Below are 21,545 nucleotides of genomic sequence, written 5' to 3'. Positions count from 1 at the left end.
TTAACCTTAAACCTTCATATTATGAAACATGCATTACAACTTTTTAAATCGAATACAAATCGAGTCATAGCTATTTTATGTATTTCATTTATATTATTTTGCTGTAACGATAAAGTAACTGTGGAAGAAAATAATGATACAGCAGAAATAACCATAAATAATGATGATTACAAAAAAATACCTCCTCCAGTAAAATTTTCTGCTGATATCCCTGTAGATGTAAATCCAATAGTTCAAAAAAAGCTTAAAGACAAAAACCAACTATTTAAGCTTAACGAAAAATTTAATGAATACAGTTGGCAAGCTTTTATAGCAATTATGTGGCCTAGAAATGACAAGGGAGCTCCAACACCAAAATTTACAGACAAAGGGGAACCAACTTGGTTAGGATGGAAAGAAGCTTTTCAGGTATACCGCGCAGACGGCAAAACACCTGCACCTTGGGGAAGTCCAAGAACTGCTTCAGGATTAGGATTATCTAATGATGTTCTTACTAATACAAACGCTAGAGTAGTACTTTCTTCTAGGACACCAACAACCCCAAAAAATTTCGATATAGCAGATGAAGTGGATCAGGCTTTTGCGGGAAAACTTTTTGATCAAAATGGAAATGTAGTGGTATATGAAGTACTAATGAACAAAGAAGAGTTTGATTATATAGTTACCAACAAGCTTTATAATATCAATGGGCAAACAAAATTTTCTGAAAATGGAGTAATCGCAGATTTTCCTAAAGGTAATTATGACGAGAAACAACTTGGTGCTATAGAAATTAAATTTGCATGGAAAATCCTTACCGATAGCGATCATAAAGATCGATACTATCGGGAGGAAGGATATATTATTGGCCCAGATGGTTCTTCTTTAGTCAAAAAGGATTTGGGTATGATCGGTTTTCATATTAGTCAAAAAACTCCAACTGGAAAGCAATGGGTATGGTCTACTTTTGAACATATTGATAATTTAGATCAAAATATCATCGAAAAAGATGGAAAATCAACTGTAATCCCTCCTTCTCTTACAGATCCTAACTGTGAGATTTGTCCTGTAAATATCGACGTGACAAATGGTGGTACAACCTATACACATAACAAAGGAATACACGGTGATTTTTGGACTATTTCGAATAATAAAACTAGTAAGTATTTTGCTAATAGCGATGTTATGAAAACTCAAGCTAAACGTATGGTAGATATTCCTGTGCGAGTAACTCGAGTAAATGAAAAAATGCAAGCTTATTTTAAACAACAAAAGAGTGTTTGGCAATATTATCAGTTAATTGACACTCAATATCCAACAGATCAAAATGTACTCCCTGGAAATCATACAGAAAGTGGATACAAGGTCCCAAATTCTGTAGTCAATAAACCTGGTGGCAATCCGAATCTGGCTTTGCTGACTAATATTACTATGGAAACTTTTTTTCAGTCAGGAAACCAATCAGCCTCTAACCTAATGGAGGGAAATCCCGCTAGTGACATTACCATTTTTGGTACAGAAAGTTGTATGGGTTGTCATTCTAGTGCCGGAATCTATGAATACAAAAATGGAAAATTGACATCGGGAGATCAATTAAGTGGTGATTTTAGTTGGCTACTAGGCAAAGCGAAATGGGAAGAAGGAAAACCTAAAAAACCATCCAACTAATCTAATATATAGTGAAGTTAAATTATATCAAAAAACATAAGACTTTATTCTAATAAATTAAATACCCTTTTTGCCCAAAATCAAGTTTAACTTTAAAAACGCAGCAGCAAATGTACTATTCTAAACAAAACTCTTGTTCTTGTAATACAGAAGTTTCTACAAAGCAGGTTGGTAAACATACCAAGAAAATTAATGTTTTGAATATTCTATCTGCTGTTGTGTTTTTTTTATTTCCAAAATGCGCTTTCTGTTGGGCAGCTTATGCTTCTTTCTTTAGTTTTATTGGACTCGGTAAATTGGACTATAATTCTAAATGGAAGTATGTTATTCTTACTATATTTTTATCAGGAAGTATAATCTTAATGTGGAGACATTACAAAAACAAATCTTGGATTAATATTCTTCTATACACTTTTGGGCTATCTATTTTACTTCTTACCTATTACCTCAACTACAGTCAAACGTGGTGGTTATATATAGTTGCTTTTTTAATGATTCTAAGTAATTTTCATTTAAAGAAAAAACAAGTACTTAGTCATCCTTAATATTTATTAAATAGTATCCCATAAAAACATATAGTATTGTATATTTATACAAAAAGTACTGTATATGTCATCCCAATCCCGTCTGGATCGTGCTTATAAAAATGCAAAAGTTATTTCTTTTGATGACAGTTCTAAGTTCATCTTATTTAGCGATTGTCATCGAGGCGACAATAGTTTTGCAGATGACTTTGCTAATAACAGAAACATCTATTTTCACGCACTAAAGCACTATTATAATGAAGGATATACCTACTGCGAATTAGGAGATGGAGATGAACTATGGGAAAATCTTAATTTCGAAATCATTCTTAGAGCTCATAAAAATGTCTATGAGTTATTGCAGAAATTCTTTTTTGAAAATAGACTAGAAATGATTTGGGGAAATCATGATATGGTATATCGAGATCCAAAATATGTAAAAAAATATTTAAGCTCTTATTTTGATCGAAAAACTAATAAAGAAACACCACTTTTTCCGGATATAATATTCCAAGAAGCTATTATATTAAAACACACAACATCCAATCAAGAGATTTTTTTATTACACGGACATCAAGCAGATTTCATGAATTATGTAGGTTGGAGAATTAATAGATTTTTGGTTCGTTTTTTATGGAAACCTCTACAAGTAGTAGGAATAGCAGACCCTACAAGTCCTGCCAAAAATTATAAAGAAACTATCAAGGTAGAGCGAAGAATCAAGAAATGGATTGCTAATCAAAAAAATCAGTTTACTATTATTGGTCATACGCATCGTCCTCGTTTTCCTGAAGCGGGCGAATTAGCCCTATTTAATGATGGTAGTTGTGTACATCCAAGATCAATTACTGGAATCGAAATAGAAAACGGTTGTATCACCTTAATAAAATGGCAAATTGCTACTACAGAAGATGGCTCTCTAAAAATAATTAGAGTTCCACTGGAAGGACCTCAAAAATTAACTGATTTTATTACAGAATAACATAGTTAATAATGCAGAATTTAAACGAAATACTCGATCAGATTCCAGTTCGGCACGACGTTTTTTCCTATATCATGTTTTTAGGAATCACTATAGGTTTCCTGTTGAGTTTTGTAATTCTTTTACGAAGCTATAAAAAAAACATCGCATTTCGGTTTCTTGCACTATTCCTTATTATACAAGGCACTATTACACTGGATAACTTTTTATGTTATACCGGTTTAATGAAATATACCATTGGGTTTAATGATTCTAGTGAGCCTCTAGTACTTATTCTAGGGCCAAGCATATATCTATTTGTTTATACCTTATTAAAGCGAAAAAGGATCGCATTAAAACATAGTGGATTGCATCTAATTCCTGCTATTTTGTATGGTATTTCTCAGCTGCAATACTATCTTCAACCTGATTCGATTAAACTCAATGCCTATCTCAACGCATATTTTCCAAAATTAAAAACAGCGTCCGTCCCCGACAACATAGACTATAGTTACCTTTTGATCAAAGATGAGTTTAGATGGCTAATACTAGCAAGCTTTACTATATACATCTTGTTATCATTTAGAATCCTTTACTTTTATTTACGAAAACAAAACACAAGTCTTAGTCGAAAAACAATTCATAATAAATACTCCTTTACTCGTAATCTAGTTATTTCATTTCTGATCGTTTTTATTATAATTTTTTCAATTTATTTGAATTATGAAGATGATTCGGGAGATCACTACATAACTGTTTTTGTAAATTTTACGGTTATTATAATTGCCTTAATTATGGTGTCCGAATCTAGGTTTTTTGAAAACACATGGATTGCTGATAAATACGAAACTTCTAGTTTTAAAGATCAGAAAATCTCCATAGAGGAAATCAAAGAATTTGTAGAAAAGGATAAATTTTATCTACAAAGTTCTGCCTCTTTAAAAAAACTTTCAGAAGAGTTAAATTCAAGCTCTAATTACATATCCCAGGTCATCAATACATCTACTGGACTTAATTTTAATGATTTTATTAATCAGTACAGAATTGAAACATCCAAATTACGTTTAACAGACCCTAATTACAGTCACTTAACTATAGAAGCTATAGGAAATTCTGTTGGATTTAACTCAAAATCAACGTTCTACAATTCTTTCAAAAAACATGTAGCTATGTCTCCTAAAGCATTTGTTACACTAAAAAAAGCTACTTGACCGTAGAATAAAATGTCTAAAATTACAATTCTGCACGTAATTCGATTAATTTTCAATCCAATTAGAAAAGAAATATTTCACTTTTGGAAAAACAAATTTTTCAAAAGATATGGACAAAAATATTCGTCGTTGTGACCTAGATTGGTTACGAGTTATTGTATTTGGTTTACTAATTTTTTATCACGTTGGGATGTTTTTTGTTCCTTGGGGATGGCATATTAAAAACAATGAAATTTCTGAAGGAATGCGTTGGCCAATGTTATTTTTAAATCAATGGCGTTTACCTATACTATTTGTCATATCAGGCATGGGAACTTATTACGCATTATCTAAACGAAGTTTATCAAAGTTCAACTTAGAGCGATGCTTACGACTTGGTATTCCATTGATATTTGGTATGCTGGTAATAGTACCTCCTCAGATTTATTTCGAAAGATTGGTTACAAATCAATTTACTGGATCTTATTTTTATTATCTAGCAACAGAAGCTTTTATTGGAGTTTATCCAGAAGGAAATATCAGCTGGCATCATCTTTGGTTTTTACCGTACCTATTAATATTCTCCATTATTCTTTCTCCTTTATTTATAAGAATTAAGAGAAATCCATCACGATTCATTAATTGGATACGACGACAAATTCAAAAACCCTATGGATTATATTTATTTATTATACCATTATATCTAATAGAATCTTTAATAGAACCTTTCTTTGATATTACACATGCCTTAATTGATGATTGGTTCAATTTTATTAACTCTATAACCTTGTTTTTATTTGGTTTTATATTAATAGCTATTGGTAAAGAATTCTGGCAATCGATCGAGAATATAAAATCTAAAGCACTAGTTATTGGTATTATTGCCTTTTCCATTCAGCTTTTTATATGGATACAAGGAAAAGACAGTTTTCTTATTCACTTTACTGAAGCGTTGGTTAAAGTAACTAATTTATGGTCTTGGATATTAGTGTTATTTGGTTATGCTGCAAAGTATTTAAATAGAAAGAGTGAAACTCTATCTTATTGCAATAGAGCAGTATATCCTTTTTATATTCTGCATCAAACAATCACGATTATAATTGGGTATTATTTAATGAATTTAGAATGGAATATACTCCCAAAATTTATTGTAATGGTATTAGGAACTTTTTTAGGAAGTTGGATAATCTATCACTTCCTAATATTGAAGATTCCTTTGCTACAAACACTTTTTGGACTAAAAAAAAGATAATCATTAGTCTATTGAGGTATTAGGTATTGTTAATTCATTGTCATTTGGGACCGTGTATTCTGTGCACGATCCTTTTTTAAGATTATAGCTTTCTAATGGGATTTCTATCCAATATTCATCTCCAAAGAATTTGAAAAAATAACGCTTATCTACATGAACTTCGAACACGTCTTGAACCTCATAATAACCATCTTTTTCTACTATATTACCAGCTGAATCTTTAGATTTTATAGAGATATATTTTTCTTTTAGATAATGAATATATGTAGAATCTTTACAAAAAAGAAGATTTTTGGGCTCTGCTGTTCCTCCATTCCAATTAACATCTCCATTATTAACGGTAAACTTATAACTATAACTATGAGTAGTACCGTAATTAGAATTTGTTATAATACCTCTATGAGTAGTACTTTTATTAGTCTTTTCGACTACTAAATGCGTATCATTTCCTAATAACGTATTTGTTATATCGATACGTTCTGTAGTTTTTGATCTACAACTTGTAATTAAAAAAATTAACCCAAAACTAATGATCTGTAGATAAACTAATTTTTTCATTACTATCCTTCTTTAGGTTTTTAGAATTGAAACTAAAAAGTATATGCTCAAGAAAACTATTTTTCTTGAGCATATACTTATAAAATTTATTACATCTACCTTTATTCGATGTTTACAACTTCCTCGATTTGAGGAGCATATTTTTTGATAGTCATCTCAACTCCTGATTTTAAAGTCATTTGATTTACACTACAACCAACACAAGCTCCTTCCAACTGAACTTTGACTCTTTTATCATCTTCAATACCTACTAATGAAATATTACCTCCATCACTTTCTAAAAAAGGACGAATTTCATCTAGTGCTTTCTCTACATTAATCTTTAATTCTTCAGATGTCATTTTCTATTTTTTTACTGCAGAACACCCTGCCATTGTTGTTATTTTTATCGCCTCTGTTGGTGGAAGGTTTTCATTTCTATCCACAACTTCCTGAACAACATTTCTTGTTAATTCTTCGAAAGCCTTTTCTATAGGAGTTGCTGTTTGCAATGCTGCAGGTCGACCTACATCTCCTGCCTCACGTATACTTTGTACTAAGGGTATTTCTCCTAAAAACGGAACCTCAATATCTTCTGCAAGATGTTTAGCTCCTTCTTTACCAAAGATATAATATTTATTCTTAGGAAGCTCTTCTGGAGTAAAATATGCCATATTTTCTATAATACCTAGTACAGGTACACTAATACTTTCTTGTTGAAACATTGCTACTCCTTTTCTAGCATCGGCAAGTGCTACATTCTGAGGTGTACTAACTACTACTGCTCCTGTAATCGGTAAAGATTGCATAATCGATAAGTGAATATCACCTGTTCCTGGAGGTAAATCCAGCAATAGAAAATCTAATTCTCCCCAAGCGGCATCAAAAATCATCTGATTTAATGCTTTTGCTGCCATTGGACCTCTCCAAACAACGGCTTGATTGGGTTGCGTAAAAAATCCTATCGATAATATTTTTACTCCGTAATTCTCTACAGGCTTCATTTTGGATTTATCACCAACCTTTACTGATAATGGTCTCTCTCTTTCTACATCGAACATAATCGGAGCAGATGGTCCATAGATATCTGCATCTAATAGCCCAACGCTAAATCCCATTTTTGATAAGGTTACTGCCAAATTAGAAGTCACAGTAGATTTACCAACACCTCCTTTACCAGAAGCAACAGCAATTATGTTTTTAATCCCAGGAATTGCTTTTCCTTTAATTACATTTTTTTCTGATTGCTTAGGAGCGGGGGCTTCTACTTTAATATTTACTTTTATTTTAGCTTTTTCATATACCTTTTCATGAATAGCTTTCATAATATCAACTTCTGCTCTTTTCTTAATATGCAATGCAGGAGTAGATAATTCTAAATCAACGATTACTTCATCTCCAAAAGTGATAACATTTTTAACGGCACCGCTCTCCACCATATTCTTTCCCTCTCCAGCAACTGTAATTGTTTCCAAAGCTTTTAATATCTCTGATTTTTCTAACTTCATGTGTATTTTTCCTTTTTCTAAAAACGAATCAATATAGAATGATTCTGAAGGCAAAGATAGGTCTAAAAGTTAAGATTCTAAAACCTATAAACATTGGAATCTCCTATGGCTATATCATGAGTAACAATATACCTATATGCTTTAATGGTATGATTTGTGATAAACTAGAATTTCTAGATTAAATCAATCATTATTTATGAAACGAACACTTTTTTTCTCATTACTATGCATCATCATTTCATTCCATTCCTTTGGTCAAGGAAAACTAGAAAAAGCAGAAAAAGGATTGAACAAAAGTAGCAACTATTACTCATCATCTTCTAGATCTAGAACATCGTCCAGTTCCTCTTATGAAGATAATTCTCTTTGGGGTGGATTAGCTATGGTTTTTATAGAAATGGGGTTATACGCAACCTATTATGGTTTAATTGAAAGTCCTACAGAAAAAGAACATCTTGCTAGTAATGCATTTATTACTAAATATCCTTATCACAGCTCTAATAGAGGAAACTATGCATATAATTGGGATGGAGACACTAACCTTTCTAGAATTACCTTAACCAATCGATTTGTCGCTGAAAACAATGAACTATATGGTAATCATATCAATGCGGATTTTAGATTTTTAAAGAGAGTTAGTATTGAAGCGGATTACCTGCAATTATGGGAGAACAATACTTTTTTTGGAGATAATTCTCTTGCTACATTTACATTTCTAGCAAAATATCATAGAGTTCGTACAGAAAAATTTAATGCCTATTGGGGTATGGGTGCTACCTATATTGCGGGAGATGTAGAGGAATTAGGATTTACCTATGCTATCGGAGCAGAATACTTTTTTGCAAAACCACTAAGTATAGAACTAAATTATAACCAATCTTTAATTAATACGCGCTCTTCGGATAAGTTCAATGCATTGCTTAACTATCATATCAACCAATTTAAATTTAATGGAGGATATGAATACCTACGAATTGGTGGTATTGGTTTTTCTACGTTTTCTGTTGGTTTAGGAGTTTTTATTTAAGAAATAGGAAGTAGTACGAAATTTATAATTCTTCCATAGGATCCCAAAATAATTTTTCAAAATTCTGTATTTGATTATCAATTACTTCAACACCTTCATTTTCTAATAACTGTTGCATTAAGTTTGTTCCATCAAAATGATGCTTTCCAGTTAAAATTCCTTTTCTATTTACCACTCTATGCGCTGGTACATCTTCTTGTTTACCAGAAGCATTCATAGCCCAACCCACCATTCTCGCACTTCTTGCTGCTCCAAGATATTTTGCAATAGCACCATAGGAAGTTACTCTTCCATAAGGAATTAGTTTTGCTACTTCGTAAACTCTATCAAAAAAATTATCATTCTTATCCTTCATCCCAAGTATAAATTATTCTAGCTAAAGTTAGCATAACCAAAACCAACATTAGTATTCCCATAAAATAATTAGAATACTTAGTTATAGAAGCTGTCTTCTTTTCTATTTTAAGAAAAGAAAGCACATAGAAATATAAGGTTACAAAAGTTCCTGTTCCCGCCGCAATCCCAAAAGCTACGATTCTCAATGCATCATATTGTATCTTTCCACTTACACTCATTGCTGCTGCTATAGTACAGAAATAGGGTATTGGTAACACATTTACAAGAGACATCATCATTCCTTTAAAAAGACTACGCGAACCCGCATGTTTATATACTTTAATCTTGGTTCTTCTTTGTTTTGCTTTTACAAAAAAATAAATAGCCATTAAGAAAAATATTACTGCTCCTGTTCTGAGTAACATATTTTTTACATAAGGATTAAAAAATATATATTTTGCGAGTAAAATAGCTAGTAAAGCTTGTATAAAAACCACCGCAGAAGCACCGATTGCCACTAAGATACCATTTTTCTTACCTCTTTCTAAACATGTCTTGGCTACAGTCATGTTAATTAATCCTGGAGGAATAACCCCCACCAGGGATGCAAAAAAAGTAACGAGAAAGAGTTTAGTAGTTTCCAAATCGATGACGCAATTAGGTAATTTTAAACTGAATGTAAGTTATAGGTTTATTTTCTTCCAAATATTGTTTTTCATAAAAAGTTTGAATGGAAGTTACTGCTTCTGGAGATCCTTCTTGATGATATACATTATGGTTAGCATACAACACTTCATGACCTTCTCCGTGTAATAATCCTAGCGTATACCCATGCATAAATTCACTATCAGTTTTAAGATGCATTATTCCATCTTCTTTAAGAATTTTTTTATAGCGTTGTAAAAAATCATGATTGGTCATTCGATGTTTTGTACGCTTGTATTTAATCTGTGGATCAGGAAAAGTTATCCAAATCTCATCAATCTCTCCTGTATCAAAAATATGATCCACCAATTCTATCTGAGTTCGAATAAAAGCAACATTGTTCATCTCTTTCTCAATAGCTGTTTTGGCTCCTCTCCAAAACCGAGCACCTTTTATATCTATTCCAATAAAATTTTTATCAGGATATTTTTCTGCTAATCCAACAGTATACTCTCCTTTACCACATCCTAGTTCTAATATAATCGGGTTTTCGTTTTTGAAAAACTTCTCTCTCCATTTCCCTTTAAATCCCAGAGAATTACTAAGTACTTCCTCTCTTGTAGGCTCCACTACATTCTGAAAACTCCTATTCTCATTAAACCTTTTTAATTTATTCTTACTTCCCACCTGTTTATCTTCTTCTATATGTATTTGACTATTTAACTTGTTTTATGTTACATATAAGTCTTGATTTCTTTTTCTTCATTAAAAAGAATCAATCCTAACTACCTAAAAACATATACAATACATCCATTACGCTATTGTATTGTTGATTTCACCCTTTTTATACATCTTTAATATTATGAAAAGATTATTGCACTAACCTAAACATAATTTTTTGGTAAAATTAAGGAAATATATACTTAGAAGAATACTATTAATTTTAAAATAGCACTAGCAATTTTTGAATGATTAACTTACAAAACCTTAGATTTTGAGTAAAAAAGTACTTGTAGCACCCCTTAATTGGGGTTTAGGTCATGCAACCCGCTGTATTCCGATAATTCATGCCTTAATTCACGAAGGTTTCGAGCCTGTTATAGCCTCTGATGGAGCAGCACTAGCTTTATTAAGAAAAGAGTTTCCAGAATTAAGAACAGAAGAGATTCCTTCTTATAATATAGAATATTCTAAAAAAGCTAGTAATTTTAAACTAAAGATGTTGCTTAATAGCCCGAAAATTGCACACGCAATTACAGCCGAAAAAAAAGCGACTAAACGTATTGTAGAATCTGATGATTTTTATGGTATTATATCCGATAATAGAATGGGAGTTAGATATAAAAGCCTACCATCTGTATTTATTACCCATCAGCTTACGGTTCTAAGTGGTAAAACAACCTCCATTAGTACAAAAATCCATAATAAATATATTAAGAAATTTGATGTTTGTTGGGTTCCTGATATGGCGGATGATCCAAGTTTAAGTGGAGAACTTGGTCATCCAAAACACAGTAACATTCCTGTTACTTACCTAGGCCCTTTAAGTAGATTTAATTATCAAAATTTACCTAAGAAATATGATATTATGGTACTATTATCTGGGCCGGAACCGCAACGTACCATGTTAGAAGAAAAACTGTTTCAGGAATTTGAACGTAGTGATAAAAAAATAGTTTTTGTAAGAGGTATTATTGAAGAAAATCAAGAGACCTATATTAAAAACAATATCACCATACATAATTACCTTACCGGAATAGCCTTAGAAAACACTATTAACAGTAGTAACATCATAATTTCCAGATCAGGATATACAACCGTAATGGATCTTGCTAAATTAAAGAAAAAAGCCTTTTTTATACCTACGCCGGGTCAATTTGAACAAGAATACCTGGCAGAACGACTTACTAACAATAAGCTGGTTCCCAGTTGCAAGCAAAATGAGTTTACACTAAAGAAATTATATGATTTAAATGCTTATAAAGGGTTAAGTAGTTTTAGCACCGACATCGACTACAGGGAACTTTTTCACTTTTTCCAAAGTAAATGAAAATTCACTTCCTATTCGATAATCACTTTCTACATAAATGCGTTCATGATGTGCTTCGATAATATGTTTTACAATAGCTAGGCCAAGTCCAGAACCTCCTTCTTTACGGGAACCACTTTTATCCACTCGATAAAAACGTTCGAATAATCTTGGTATATGGGCTTGGGCAATACCTTCGCCATTATCAGTTACTCTAACGATTACTTTATTTTTAATTAGATTTTCTATACTTACTTCTGTTGTACCATCTTCTTTCCCATACTTAATAGAATTAACGATCAGATTGGACAGTACCTGTTGGATTCTTTCCTTATCTGCATGAACAATTATTGGATCTTGATAATTCATATCAAACGTCAAAGCAATGTTCTTTTTTGATGCCTTCATTTCGAATAGATCAAAAACACTTTGCACCAATTCTATAATATCAAAATTAGTATAGTTAAGATTTAAATCTCCCACTTCTAATTTGGTGATCATATCCAAATCTTTGACGATATAGATAAGTCGTTCTACTCCTTTATTAGCACGGTTTAAGTATTTATCCAGAATCGCAGGATCATTCATCGCTCCATCAATCAGTGTTAGAATATATCCTTGCACTGTAAATAATGGAGTTTTAAGCTCATGAGAAACATTACCCATAAACTCTTTACGATAATCTTCTCTAACCTTTAGGCTTTCTATTTCTGTTTTTCGTTTTTGAGCAAATTTTTCGACTTCCTTAATTAACGTTTTCATATCCGTCGTAACTGGACTTTCGCCTAAAGTATCCATATCCAACATTTCAATATCATCGTATATCTTTCGTACCCTTCGATAAATAAATTTCTGAACACGATATTGTATAATAAGAAAACATATCCCATAACACAGTAAAATAAAACCTGCTATAAATAGTAAATTAAATTGATTTTGGGTATATAAAAAAACGCTCACTAAGAGCGTTAATAATAACGTTATGTACAAAGATGACAGGTATGCAAACCTGTACGATCTCTTAAAATTTTCTGCCATTATACTACAAACTTATAGCCGACTCCTTTTATTGTTTTAAAACTTTCATCTCCTAATTTTTCTCTCAATTTTCGGATATGAACATCAATAGTACGTCCGCCTACAATTACCTCGTTACCCCAAACCTTATCAAGTATATCTTCTCTTTTAAAGACTTTACCCGGTTTAGAGGCTAATAAAGATAGTAATTCAAACTCTTTTCTTGGTAATATTATTTCTTTTTTATCCTTTACAATTTTATACTCATCTCTATTAATAACAAGATTTCCTATCTTAACAACATTATCATTAGAGTCATCTTCTTTTAATCTACGCAATAATGCTTTTACCTTACTAACCAATACTTTTGGCCTAATAGGTTTGGTTATATAATCATCTGCCCCGGCATCAAATCCTGCCACTTGAGAGTAATCTTCTCCACGAGCTGTTAGAAAAGTAATAATTGTATTTTGTAAATCTGGTATTTTACGAATCTGCTCGCAAGCCTCTATACCATCCATTTCTGGCATCATCACATCTAAGATGATCAAATGCGGTTTTTTCTTCTTAGCAATTTTAACAGCTTCATTACCATTTTCTGCCGTTAAGACGTTATAGCCTTCGGCAGTTAAGTTATAGCCAACTATTTCTAAAATATCCGGCTCATCATCTACTAGTAAAATTGTAATATCTTTTTTATTCATTTTCTTATTGAATTACTTCACTATCGTAAATATACTAAGGTTAAAATGAAGTATTGATAAACATTTATCCAGGAAACAATAAACTAACGTAAAAATTTCATAAGCATAACATTAAGTTAACTTAATAAAATTGATTCAATAATTAATCTTGATGATCTCTATAAGTAGTTAGCAAATTCATAGTAGCCGTTATAAGATCTTTCGTCTCCATAAGAAGTCCAAAATAGAGCGTTGTATTTTTAGGACTACTTTCTTCTGTTCTTGTTCGTTCTACTTGTTTGTTAATTTTATCATTTACTAATGTAAACAATCCTTGTTTTTCTTCAATAATACTATTCAGACCATTAAATTCTCTACTATCGAAAATATTCTTGATACTAACAAAAAACTCTTGTAATTGATCCTCGATTTCTTTAAGATCCTTGATTTGGTTAAATCGTAGTTTTTTGTGATTATTATTCACGTGCTTATGACTGTTTTTAGAAATATAATCTAAAGACTGAGTGATGTCCTCTAAATGTCCTAGAATCGAAATATAAAAGCTACTAGCTCCTACACTTGATTCATCAAGGTTTTTAATAAAATAGAAAATACTATCTCTTAATTCTTCGACCTCAGTTTCTAATTTAGCAATTCCTTTTCTACTCTTTTTAAGAGATGCAAGATCATATTTTGCCAAACTATCTACGGTACTACTATAAATTTTATTCCCTCTATTTACAAAAGATTTAATATTACCAGCACTTTCTTCAATCACTCCTTGGATAGAACTACTCTCTGATTTCTTAAGACTATCTTCTGCTTTATCTGCTCTGGTTTTATTGCGATATCTAATAGTATTTCTTACCAAAAGTATAATTGCTACCAACAATAAAATACCGGTCATAATCGGCTGATTAAAGTTGATCAAAAATGCTATTAATGCAGCTGCCAAAAATGCACTGATTGCTGTAAAAAACCAACCTCCAATTACATTTAACACTCCTGCTACACGATACACGGCACTTTCAGTTCCCCAAGCTCTATCTGCTAATGAGGTACCCATTGCCACCATAAATGTTACATAGGTTGTGGACAGCGGTAGTTTCATAGAAGTTGCTATAGAAATCAGTACTCCTGCGACCATAAGATTTACAGCAGCTCTTACCATATCAAATGCCGGAAGATCTTCTTTTCTAGCAACTACAGGAGCCGCTACTTGTTCAAACTGTTTATCCGAAAACTTCTTAAATGAAGCAGGTGTAATTGATGATATAACTTCAGAAATAAAAACCGTTCCTCTAACCACACCTCTTGAAAGAAAATTAGGACTAAATTTCTCATCTCCTTCTCCTTGACGCGATAAATCAATCGAAGTCTTCACAACATTTTTTGCTTTCGAAGAAAACCAAAGTGTTAAAACCATAATAAGTCCTGCTCCTAATAAAAGTAAGGTTGGTGTTTCTGCTTTACCGCTTAATGAAGACATCAAAAACTCAGTAGCTGGAACTCCAGAGGAACTCCACATTTGATACCCTTCCCAAGCAGCTATTGGAACACCTATAAAGTTAACCAAGTCATTACCTGCAAAAGCAAGCGCTAACGCAAAAGTTCCTACTATTATAATCAACTTATATATATTCACTTTTAAAAAGCTCATAAACACATAAGAGATCAAGGATAATAATCCAAATCCAGCTACTACTATAGACAAAACATTAGTTTCTAAAAAACCTCTAAGTGTTGTAGATATCGTTCCAGTTTCTGCATTTATGAGAAACAAGTCTTTCTTTGCTTTTGCTAACTCCTTAACCGTCTCATAAGAACTTTCAAAATACAAGTTAGCCCATTCTAAAAACCCTAGTTTGGTGTCATTAGAAAATGTATCAACTACTAATTTAGCGTAATTGGTACCTTTAATACCTTTAATAAAAATAAAATAAAGTATTGCCGTTAATGCAATTCCTCCAAACAATGCTCCTACCCATTTTGCTTTTTTAGCAAAATTAAAAGACAATAATAATCGGGACACATATTGAACAATTGCTCCTATAGAAAATGCAACCACTACTGAGAGTAAAATCCCTGCAATAATTTCACCTGCTTTTTTAGTATTGATATAATCCCCTAAATCTCCGAAGGATAGATCGGCATCCGCAGCAATCTTAATCAAAGCTACACAAACTGCAGCTCCTAACAATTCAAATACTATAGAAACCGTTGTTGATGTTGGCATACCTAAAGTATTGAAAAAATCCAATAGCAAGATATCGGTAATCATAACCGCCATAAAAATGATCATGATCTCATCAAAATAAAACTCGCCAGGAACAAAAATACCTTTACGAGCAACCTCCATTAATCCACTGGAAAATATTGCTCCTGCAGCTATTCCTATACTAGCAACAATCATAATAGTTCTAAAAGAAATCGCCTTAGATCCTATCGCAGAATTTAAAAAATTAACCGCATCGTTACTAACCCCAACCACTAAATCAGCGATAGCTAAAATAGCTAGCGCAACAATCATTAAAATATAAATGTCGTTCATATTTTTCTTACAATCTTATAAACCACAAAAATGTTACTAATAATCTAGTCGTATGTTATTGAAATGTTATCTTTTTTCTCTATTCTAAAAATGATGTGCATCCTGATTATGATTAAAATCATAATCATCTCAAGACGAATATCATTTATGCAAATCAACTTTTAAAAAACACCTTCTTACTAAAAACTTTAATCAGTTTTAAAGCAATGTTTTTTCAGGCCTTATTATATACTAGTTTTGAGAAACCTTTATAGAAATCAACACTTCAAAAAATTGACCTTATCGAAGTTTAACTTTATATATCCCCAATACATATAACTTAATTAAACCACTCATTTTTTTCAATTTACAACTTCGAATATTGACAAATATAATATTGTTTACATTGTAATTTGCTATTTTTCAAATACTTATGGATTTAATGTTAACTTAATGTTATGCAAATGTTGCTTAAAAGTAAAATTAGTGTTATATTTGTAATGTAATCATTAAGAATCCCCCAATTAAAAAATATATTATGAAGAATTTATTATTAACATTTGCGATCCTTTTTTCTGGAGTGATGATGGCTCAAGATGCGAAACCTACTTTCGAAAAAGAAGGAAACTCAATAAAAGGAACTTACTTTTATGACAATGGTGAAATCCGTCAACAAGGATTTTACAATAAAGAAGGAAAGTTACACGGAGAATGGAAGTCATACGATGTATCTGGAAAGAAAATCGCTATGGGACAATATAATAATGGAGTGAAAACTGGAAAATGGTTCTTTTGGAAAGGTGAAAAACTATCAGAAGTAAATTATTCAGATAACTCTATCGCTTCTGTAACAACTTGGTCTAACAAAAGCGACGTTGTTGTTAATTACGAACAATAATTAAAATTTGCCAATATAATTAATATGAAACGCTCAGAAATTCTGGGCGTTTTTTTATTATACACATCTCAATAAAACTAAAAAAAACATTTCCTTTTCGAAGTTTATAGACAGAATTCAAAATTCATTTTTTAAAAATAAATTTACATAAACTACAAATAGCACGCTTCTTAACAATTAGGTAAACAAAAACAAATCACCTCTAAACACCTTATAAATTAACACTTTATACAAAAATCATTTTCCTAAAAACTAATCACAATAATCTTATTAATCCTTTTTAGGTAACAATTACATAACACTATAATTACTCTTATTTAATTTCCAAGTAACGCACAGGTAACAATAGCTAACGTTATTTGCACCGAATTTAGAACACGTTATGAGAAATATTGTTATTCTCTGTGCACTATTCGTTGTTGGAATAGTTAGTGCGCAGGAAACTGGCTCTATAGCCGGTACTTTGCTTGATAAAGAAGCAAACAGTCAACCATTACCCTTTGCTAATGTTTTAATCAAAGGAACTAGTAAAGGTACTACTACAGATTTTGATGGTCTATACACTATCGAAAATTTAGAACCTGGAACATACGTTGTAGAATTTAGTTTTGTTGGATACGAAACACTTGAAAAAGAAGTTATCGTAAAACCAAATGAAACTACTACTGTAAACGCATCCATTGGTGCTAGTGCAGCAGCCTTAGATGAAGTTGTTATTAAGACAACTAGTAGAAAAAAAGAAAGTGTGCAAGCACTTCTTTTAGATCAAAAAGGTGCCGTAGTTCAGAAACAAAGTATTGGAGCTCAGGAACTTTCGAACAAAGGTGTGAGTAACGCTGCTGGAGCTGTTACCAAAATTTCTGGAATCTCAAAACAAGAAGGTGGAGGTAATGTTTATGTTAGAGGTCTCGGAGACAGATACCTGAACACAACATTTAATGGTTTATCATTACCAGCAAATAATGTAGATAAGAAAAATATAGATCTTGGGCTTTTCTCTTCTGATGTTATTCAAAATATCGGTGTAAGCAAAACATATGCTGCTAATTTTTATGGTGATTTTGCAGCAGGTAATGTAGATATTATTGCCAAAGAACATGTCGGAAAAGCATATATTAATGTAGATCTAGGTAATACAATAAACACAGCTGCAATCGGAGAAAAGTTCGTTAAGAGTGAAGGAACGGGATTCTTTGGATTTTACAATAGATATAAAAATGATCCATTTGCTGTTGTACTATCTCACGGTATTGATCCAGTTTCATCAGAAGGACCGGTTGGACTTTCTGGATCCATAACTGCAGGAAAATCCTGGGAAATTGGTGAGGAATCAAAACTAAGCATCTTTGGAACCGCTTCTTTTGGAAGTAGTTATGAATACGCAAGAGGACAAGCGGCAAATGTAACTGCCGCAGAGAATCAAATATTTAGAGATGCTGAAAGCTTTGAATATAGCCGTACTACTACTGCAATGGCAAATATTGTATATCGAATTAATCCAGATCATAGAATAAAGTTTACTTCTTTATTTATTAATGATGCAACAGATGAAGTAGGTCGTTTTGGAATCGACGGTAATGGATTTAACAGAAATACTATTGCAGATATTGACGATTTTGGTTTTTTTACTCAAAATGTTCAATTCGAACAAGACATGATTTATGTGAATCAACTATCTGGAGTTAGTAATATTAATGAAAAAATAAAAGTAGATTACGGAATTGGTTTTAACAGTGTTCTTGCTCGTCAACCAGATAGAAAGCGTATTGCATTAGAGCAGTTTGACCTGGCATTAGATAATGATCCAACTACAAACCCAGTTCTTTTCCGTAACGTAGATTTTGATAACCAACGTTATTTTCAAAATATCGAAGACCAAGAATGGAACGGTCGTATAAACGTAGCGTACGAGCAATCAGAAAATTTGTCCTTTAATTTTGGGTACAATGGACGTATAAAACAACGTGATTTTGATAATCAACGTTTTGGATTAAGTATTATTGAACCGAGAACAGAAGTTACTGATGTTAATGATTTTAATTCAATTTTTAATATTGATAATCTGGGTGTTACCTATAACACAGTAGTGATAAATGCTTTAGATCCTTCAGCCGGATTAGGAAACACAAACCTTCCGGGACTTCCAGAAAACACTTATACTGGAAACTTAGATATACACGCCTTATATGCTAATGCAATCTATAAATACGGAGAAAAATGGACATTTGTTCCTGGATTGCGTGTAGAATCATTCAAACAAAGCATTGAATACGATGTAATCAACCTTGCATTTAACAATCCTGGACGTAATGAGGCAACAGAGACTTTTTTATTACCTAGTTTAAATGTAAAATATGCATTAAACGAGGATCAAAATTTACGTTTTTCTGTGAGTAGAACCGTTTCTAATCCAGAATTTAAAGAGGTTGCTCCATTTGTATATGAAAATGTAACTGATCGTATCGGTGGTAATCCAGACCTATTAAATGATCCTGCATTCTCTTCTATTATCAATCTAGATTTAAAATACGAATGGTTCTTTAATAGAGGGCAGATATTTTCTATTGCTGCTTTTGCAAAACAAATTAATGATCCTGTAAACTTAGTATCTGCGAATGATGCTACAGGAACACAACGTTTCTTTAGAACAGGTGACAAAGCAGAAGTTTTTGGTCTTGAATTAGAAGCACGCAAAGCTTTGTTAGTAAACACTGAAGAAGAAAGTCTTCTTTCTGCAGGTCTAAATGTTACGTATACGGCTACAAAACAAGATTTAAAAACTGTTTCAGGAACCTTCAATACCAATTTTAATAGAGATTCTGATCAACTACAAGGTGCATCACCATTTTTGATCAATGCTGATGTAAGTTATACGCCAACTTTTGGAGATTATAAGCCTGTAGCAAACCTTGTGTTTTCTTATTTTTCTGATCGTATCGATGCATTAGGAGCAGGGCAATTAGGAAACATAGTTGAAAAGGGAGTGCCGACATTAGATTTCGTCTGGAAAAACAAAGTACGTGACAACTTTGAAATTAACCTTAGTATTAAAAACCTGTTGAACCCAACGATTGAAAGAGTTCGAGAAAACGCTACAATATCTGAAGATGTACTTACCACTTTAGGCATTCCATTTAGTAGAAATGCAACTAATGAAATCAATCCAATAGATGAATTTGCGCTGTCTAGTTATAAAAGAGGAGTGAATATCGGATTACAATTTAAATATACATTTTAACCCAATTAAAACGAACACGAATACAATTAATTAAAATAAAAATCATGAAAGCAAACATATTTCTTTTAAAAATTACTGTCATTGCAATGCTTTTCGCAGCATGTGCAAGTGACGATACATCAGACATAACGATTAACATCAATGGTGATGGTTCTCCAGTTGATCCTACGAGTGAAGTTATAGGAGGTACTCTTACAGAAGACCTTACTCTTGAGTCAAATACTGAGTACTCGCTTACTAGCGCACTTATAGTTCCTGAAGGTTTTACATTAACTGTAGAGCCTGGTGTAGTTGTACGTGCAGCAACCGGATCTGATGTATACATCGCTGTATTACAAGGAGGAATAATCAACGCAGAAGGAACTTCTTCTAACCCAATTGTATTTACTTCTGCTACCTCAACTCCTAATCCTGGAGACTGGGGAGGTTTAATCTTATTAGGTAAAGCACCTATAAACTCCGTTGTTGGAGGAGATGCAACTTCTACTTCCGAAATTGGAGGATTACCATACGGTGGTAGTGTAGTAGATGACAACTCAGGGATCCTTAGATACGTTCGTATCGAATATTCTGGTGGTGCAGCGGATGCAGCTTCAGAAAATAATGGATTTTCATTCTACGCAGTAGGAAATGGAACTACGATAGAATACATACAAGCTTTTGAAGGAGCAGATGATGGAGTAGAGTTTTTTGGAGGAACGGTTAACGCTTCATTCATATCTGTTGTAGGTTCGCAGGATGATTCTGTAGACTGGACTGAAGGATTTACAGGAACTTTAACAAATGTATATATCGAGCACAGACAATCTCATGACAAAGGAATAGAAGGTGATGGTTTTAATACAGATATCGGAAACAACTCTAACCCTGTATTTTGGTCTGCTCCTACAGTTACAAACCTAACCATTAATGGACTTGGTTCTTCTAATGAGAATGAAGCTATCAGATTACGTGCGGGAACAAGAGCTGTATTTACCAATGTGTTATTAGAAGGTTTTGCAGAAGGTTTTGACCTTGATGATACCGAGACTGGAAACGGTGTATTAAGTGATGAAACTTCTGTTACAGATATCACTTTTGATGATATTACTCTTACTCTTAAAAATGATACTGGAGCCACTTTTGGAGAAGCAGATGTAATCACTGGCGTTGGTAATGGAACCGGTGCAGATTACAACTCATGGAATTCTGGATGGACTCGTAACTAATTCGAAATAAGAATTCAGCTAATTATAAGCTATTTAAAAGCATCTTGAAGATTTTCAAGATGCTTTTTTTTACGAGATCTTATTTTAAATAACTGTAAAGCACTTCTGAAAGTTTAATACCATTTAACGTTGAGATAATACTTTTTTAATAATTAAAAATAAAAAAGTCTATTATTAAAATATCATAATAAACACGCTCAAAACCAGTAAACGCAACAAAACCTACTGAAAAACAAACAATTAATTCTCGATGCAATCTAAAAAAAACAAATCACAGTGCTAAAAACCTAAATCAAACCTATCTATTACTTTTCG

19 protein-coding genes are annotated in these 21,545 nt (G+C 32.3%); 10 read left to right on the top strand and 9 right to left on the bottom strand.

Annotated features, from left to right (window positions below):
- The first annotated feature begins 21 nt into the window (after positions 1-21).
- From H526_RS0121280 to H526_RS0121260, 5 genes are all read left to right on the top strand, one after another.
- A complete protein-coding gene (locus H526_RS0121280; RefSeq protein WP_035086177.1) occupies positions 22-1,647 on the top strand; it encodes a hypothetical protein in 1,626 nt (541 codons plus the stop codon).
- A 110-nt stretch (positions 1,648-1,757) separates the two neighbouring features.
- The gene (locus H526_RS0121275) at positions 1,758-2,192 is read left to right on the top strand and encodes a hypothetical protein (RefSeq protein ID WP_027394888.1); all 435 of its coding nucleotides are present in this window, start codon (positions 1,758-1,760) and stop codon (positions 2,190-2,192) included.
- Positions 2,193-2,256: 64 nt separating this feature from the next.
- Entirely contained in the window at positions 2,257-3,153 is an 897-nt protein-coding gene (locus tag H526_RS0121270) for a metallophosphoesterase family protein (protein ID WP_027394887.1), read from the top strand.
- A gap of 11 nt (positions 3,154-3,164) precedes the next feature.
- Entirely contained in the window at positions 3,165-4,343 is a 1,179-nt protein-coding gene (locus H526_RS31160; protein ID WP_081415666.1) for a helix-turn-helix domain-containing protein, read from the top strand.
- 109 nt (positions 4,344-4,452) lie between these two features.
- Positions 4,453-5,574 (top strand): acyltransferase family protein, encoded by a 1,122-nt coding sequence (locus tag H526_RS0121260; RefSeq protein WP_211237854.1) that lies wholly within the window; start codon positions 4,453-4,455, stop codon positions 5,572-5,574.
- A 3-nt stretch (positions 5,575-5,577) separates the two neighbouring features.
- Here H526_RS0121260 and H526_RS0121255 read toward each other — a convergent pair whose 3' ends face one another.
- The 3 genes from H526_RS0121255 to H526_RS0121245 form a co-directional block, all read right to left on the bottom strand.
- Entirely contained in the window at positions 5,578-6,132 is a 555-nt protein-coding gene (locus H526_RS0121255) for a hypothetical protein (RefSeq protein WP_027394884.1), read from the bottom strand.
- Between the two features lie 101 nt (positions 6,133-6,233).
- Positions 6,234-6,473, bottom strand: coding sequence for a NifU family protein (locus H526_RS0121250; protein WP_027394883.1), 240 nt, complete (start codon positions 6,471-6,473; stop codon positions 6,234-6,236).
- Between the two features lie 3 nt (positions 6,474-6,476).
- A complete protein-coding gene (locus H526_RS0121245) occupies positions 6,477-7,619 on the bottom strand; it encodes an Mrp/NBP35 family ATP-binding protein (RefSeq protein WP_027394882.1) in 1,143 nt (380 codons plus the stop codon).
- Positions 7,620-7,815: 196 nt separating this feature from the next.
- On the opposite strand from H526_RS0121245, the gene H526_RS0121240 reads away from it, so the two are divergent.
- Positions 7,816-8,646, top strand: coding sequence for an outer membrane beta-barrel protein (locus H526_RS0121240; RefSeq protein ID WP_027394881.1), 831 nt, complete (start codon positions 7,816-7,818; stop codon positions 8,644-8,646).
- Positions 8,647-8,668: 22 nt separating this feature from the next.
- Here H526_RS0121240 and H526_RS0121235 read toward each other — a convergent pair whose 3' ends face one another.
- Genes H526_RS0121235 through trmB form a run of 3 tightly spaced genes read right to left on the bottom strand, consistent with a single transcriptional unit; the run spans position 8,669 to position 10,314 of the window.
- Positions 8,669-9,001, bottom strand: coding sequence for an MGMT family protein (locus H526_RS0121235; RefSeq protein ID WP_027394880.1), 333 nt, complete (start codon positions 8,999-9,001; stop codon positions 8,669-8,671).
- Positions 8,991-9,626 (bottom strand): LysE family translocator, encoded by a 636-nt coding sequence (locus tag H526_RS0121230; RefSeq protein ID WP_027394879.1) that lies wholly within the window; start codon positions 9,624-9,626, stop codon positions 8,991-8,993. The genes H526_RS0121235 and H526_RS0121230 overlap by 11 nt, the downstream gene beginning before the upstream one ends.
- Positions 9,627-9,639: 13 nt before the next feature.
- Complete coding sequence (gene trmB / locus H526_RS0121225; protein WP_027394878.1) at positions 9,640-10,314, bottom strand: tRNA (guanosine(46)-N7)-methyltransferase TrmB; 675 nt, start codon at positions 10,312-10,314, stop codon at positions 9,640-9,642.
- Between the two features lie 307 nt (positions 10,315-10,621).
- On the opposite strand from trmB, the gene H526_RS0121220 reads away from it, so the two are divergent.
- The gene (locus H526_RS0121220) at positions 10,622-11,677 is read left to right on the top strand and encodes a glycosyltransferase (RefSeq protein ID WP_027394877.1); all 1,056 of its coding nucleotides are present in this window, start codon (positions 10,622-10,624) and stop codon (positions 11,675-11,677) included.
- On the opposite strand, the gene H526_RS0121215 is transcribed toward H526_RS0121220, so the two are convergent.
- From H526_RS0121215 to H526_RS0121205, 3 genes are all read right to left on the bottom strand, one after another.
- Positions 11,615-12,694: a sensor histidine kinase gene (locus H526_RS0121215; protein WP_027394876.1), complete on the bottom strand. Its 1,080-nt coding sequence runs from the start codon at positions 12,692-12,694 to the stop codon at positions 11,615-11,617. The two genes, H526_RS0121220 and H526_RS0121215, sit on opposite strands and share 63 nt — an antisense overlap.
- A complete protein-coding gene (locus H526_RS0121210) occupies positions 12,694-13,377 on the bottom strand; it encodes a response regulator transcription factor (RefSeq protein WP_027394875.1) in 684 nt (227 codons plus the stop codon). Before H526_RS0121210 ends, H526_RS0121215 begins: the two co-directional genes overlap by 1 nt.
- A gap of 142 nt (positions 13,378-13,519) precedes the next feature.
- Complete coding sequence (locus H526_RS0121205; protein WP_027394874.1) at positions 13,520-15,907, bottom strand: inorganic phosphate transporter; 2,388 nt, start codon at positions 15,905-15,907, stop codon at positions 13,520-13,522.
- 517 nt (positions 15,908-16,424) lie between these two features.
- On the opposite strand from H526_RS0121205, the gene H526_RS0121200 reads away from it, so the two are divergent.
- The 3 genes from H526_RS0121200 (at position 16,425) to H526_RS0121190 (ending at position 21,230) form a co-directional block, all read left to right on the top strand.
- Positions 16,425-16,784 (top strand): toxin-antitoxin system YwqK family antitoxin, encoded by a 360-nt coding sequence (locus H526_RS0121200; RefSeq protein ID WP_027394873.1) that lies wholly within the window; start codon positions 16,425-16,427, stop codon positions 16,782-16,784.
- Positions 16,785-17,166: 382 nt separating this feature from the next.
- On the top strand, positions 17,167-20,022 hold the full coding sequence (locus tag H526_RS0121195; RefSeq protein ID WP_027394872.1) for a TonB-dependent receptor: 2,856 nt from the start codon (positions 17,167-17,169) through the stop codon (positions 20,020-20,022).
- A gap of 44 nt (positions 20,023-20,066) precedes the next feature.
- The gene (locus H526_RS0121190; RefSeq protein ID WP_027394871.1) at positions 20,067-21,230 is read left to right on the top strand and encodes a hypothetical protein; all 1,164 of its coding nucleotides are present in this window, start codon (positions 20,067-20,069) and stop codon (positions 21,228-21,230) included.
- Positions 21,231-21,545 lie beyond the last annotated feature (315 nt).

The organism is Aquimarina latercula DSM 2041 (assembly GCF_000430645.1).
Classification (GTDB): Bacteria; Bacteroidota; Bacteroidia; order Flavobacteriales; family Flavobacteriaceae; genus Aquimarina; species Aquimarina latercula.
This window is presented reverse-complemented; position numbering and strand designations above follow the sequence as displayed.

Coding starts and splice junctions, on each gene's coding strand:
- H526_RS0121210 (WP_027394875.1), bottom strand. CDS start 13,377: ATGAATAAAAAAGATATTACAATTTTACTAGTAGATGATGAGCCGGAT.
- H526_RS0121205 (WP_027394874.1), bottom strand. CDS start 15,907: ATGAACGACATTTATATTTTAATGATTGTTGCGCTAGCTATTTTAGCT.
- H526_RS0121280 (WP_035086177.1), top strand. CDS start 22: ATGAAACATGCATTACAACTTTTTAAATCGAATACAAATCGAGTCATA.
- H526_RS31160 (WP_081415666.1), top strand. CDS start 3,165: ATGCAGAATTTAAACGAAATACTCGATCAGATTCCAGTTCGGCACGAC.
- H526_RS0121255 (WP_027394884.1), bottom strand. CDS start 6,132: ATGAAAAAATTAGTTTATCTACAGATCATTAGTTTTGGGTTAATTTTT.
- H526_RS0121260 (WP_211237854.1), top strand. CDS start 4,453: ATGGACAAAAATATTCGTCGTTGTGACCTAGATTGGTTACGAGTTATT.
- H526_RS0121240 (WP_027394881.1), top strand. CDS start 7,816: ATGAAACGAACACTTTTTTTCTCATTACTATGCATCATCATTTCATTC.
- H526_RS0121200 (WP_027394873.1), top strand. CDS start 16,425: ATGAAGAATTTATTATTAACATTTGCGATCCTTTTTTCTGGAGTGATG.
- H526_RS0121245 (WP_027394882.1), bottom strand. CDS start 7,619: ATGAAGTTAGAAAAATCAGAGATATTAAAAGCTTTGGAAACAATTACA.
- H526_RS0121195 (WP_027394872.1), top strand. CDS start 17,167: ATGAGAAATATTGTTATTCTCTGTGCACTATTCGTTGTTGGAATAGTT.
- H526_RS0121235 (WP_027394880.1), bottom strand. CDS start 9,001: ATGAAGGATAAGAATGATAATTTTTTTGATAGAGTTTACGAAGTAGCA.
- H526_RS0121215 (WP_027394876.1), bottom strand. CDS start 12,694: ATGGCAGAAAATTTTAAGAGATCGTACAGGTTTGCATACCTGTCATCT.
- H526_RS0121270 (WP_027394887.1), top strand. CDS start 2,257: ATGTCATCCCAATCCCGTCTGGATCGTGCTTATAAAAATGCAAAAGTT.
- H526_RS0121250 (WP_027394883.1), bottom strand. CDS start 6,473: ATGACATCTGAAGAATTAAAGATTAATGTAGAGAAAGCACTAGATGAA.
- H526_RS0121275 (WP_027394888.1), top strand. CDS start 1,758: ATGTACTATTCTAAACAAAACTCTTGTTCTTGTAATACAGAAGTTTCT.
- H526_RS0121190 (WP_027394871.1), top strand. CDS start 20,067: ATGAAAGCAAACATATTTCTTTTAAAAATTACTGTCATTGCAATGCTT.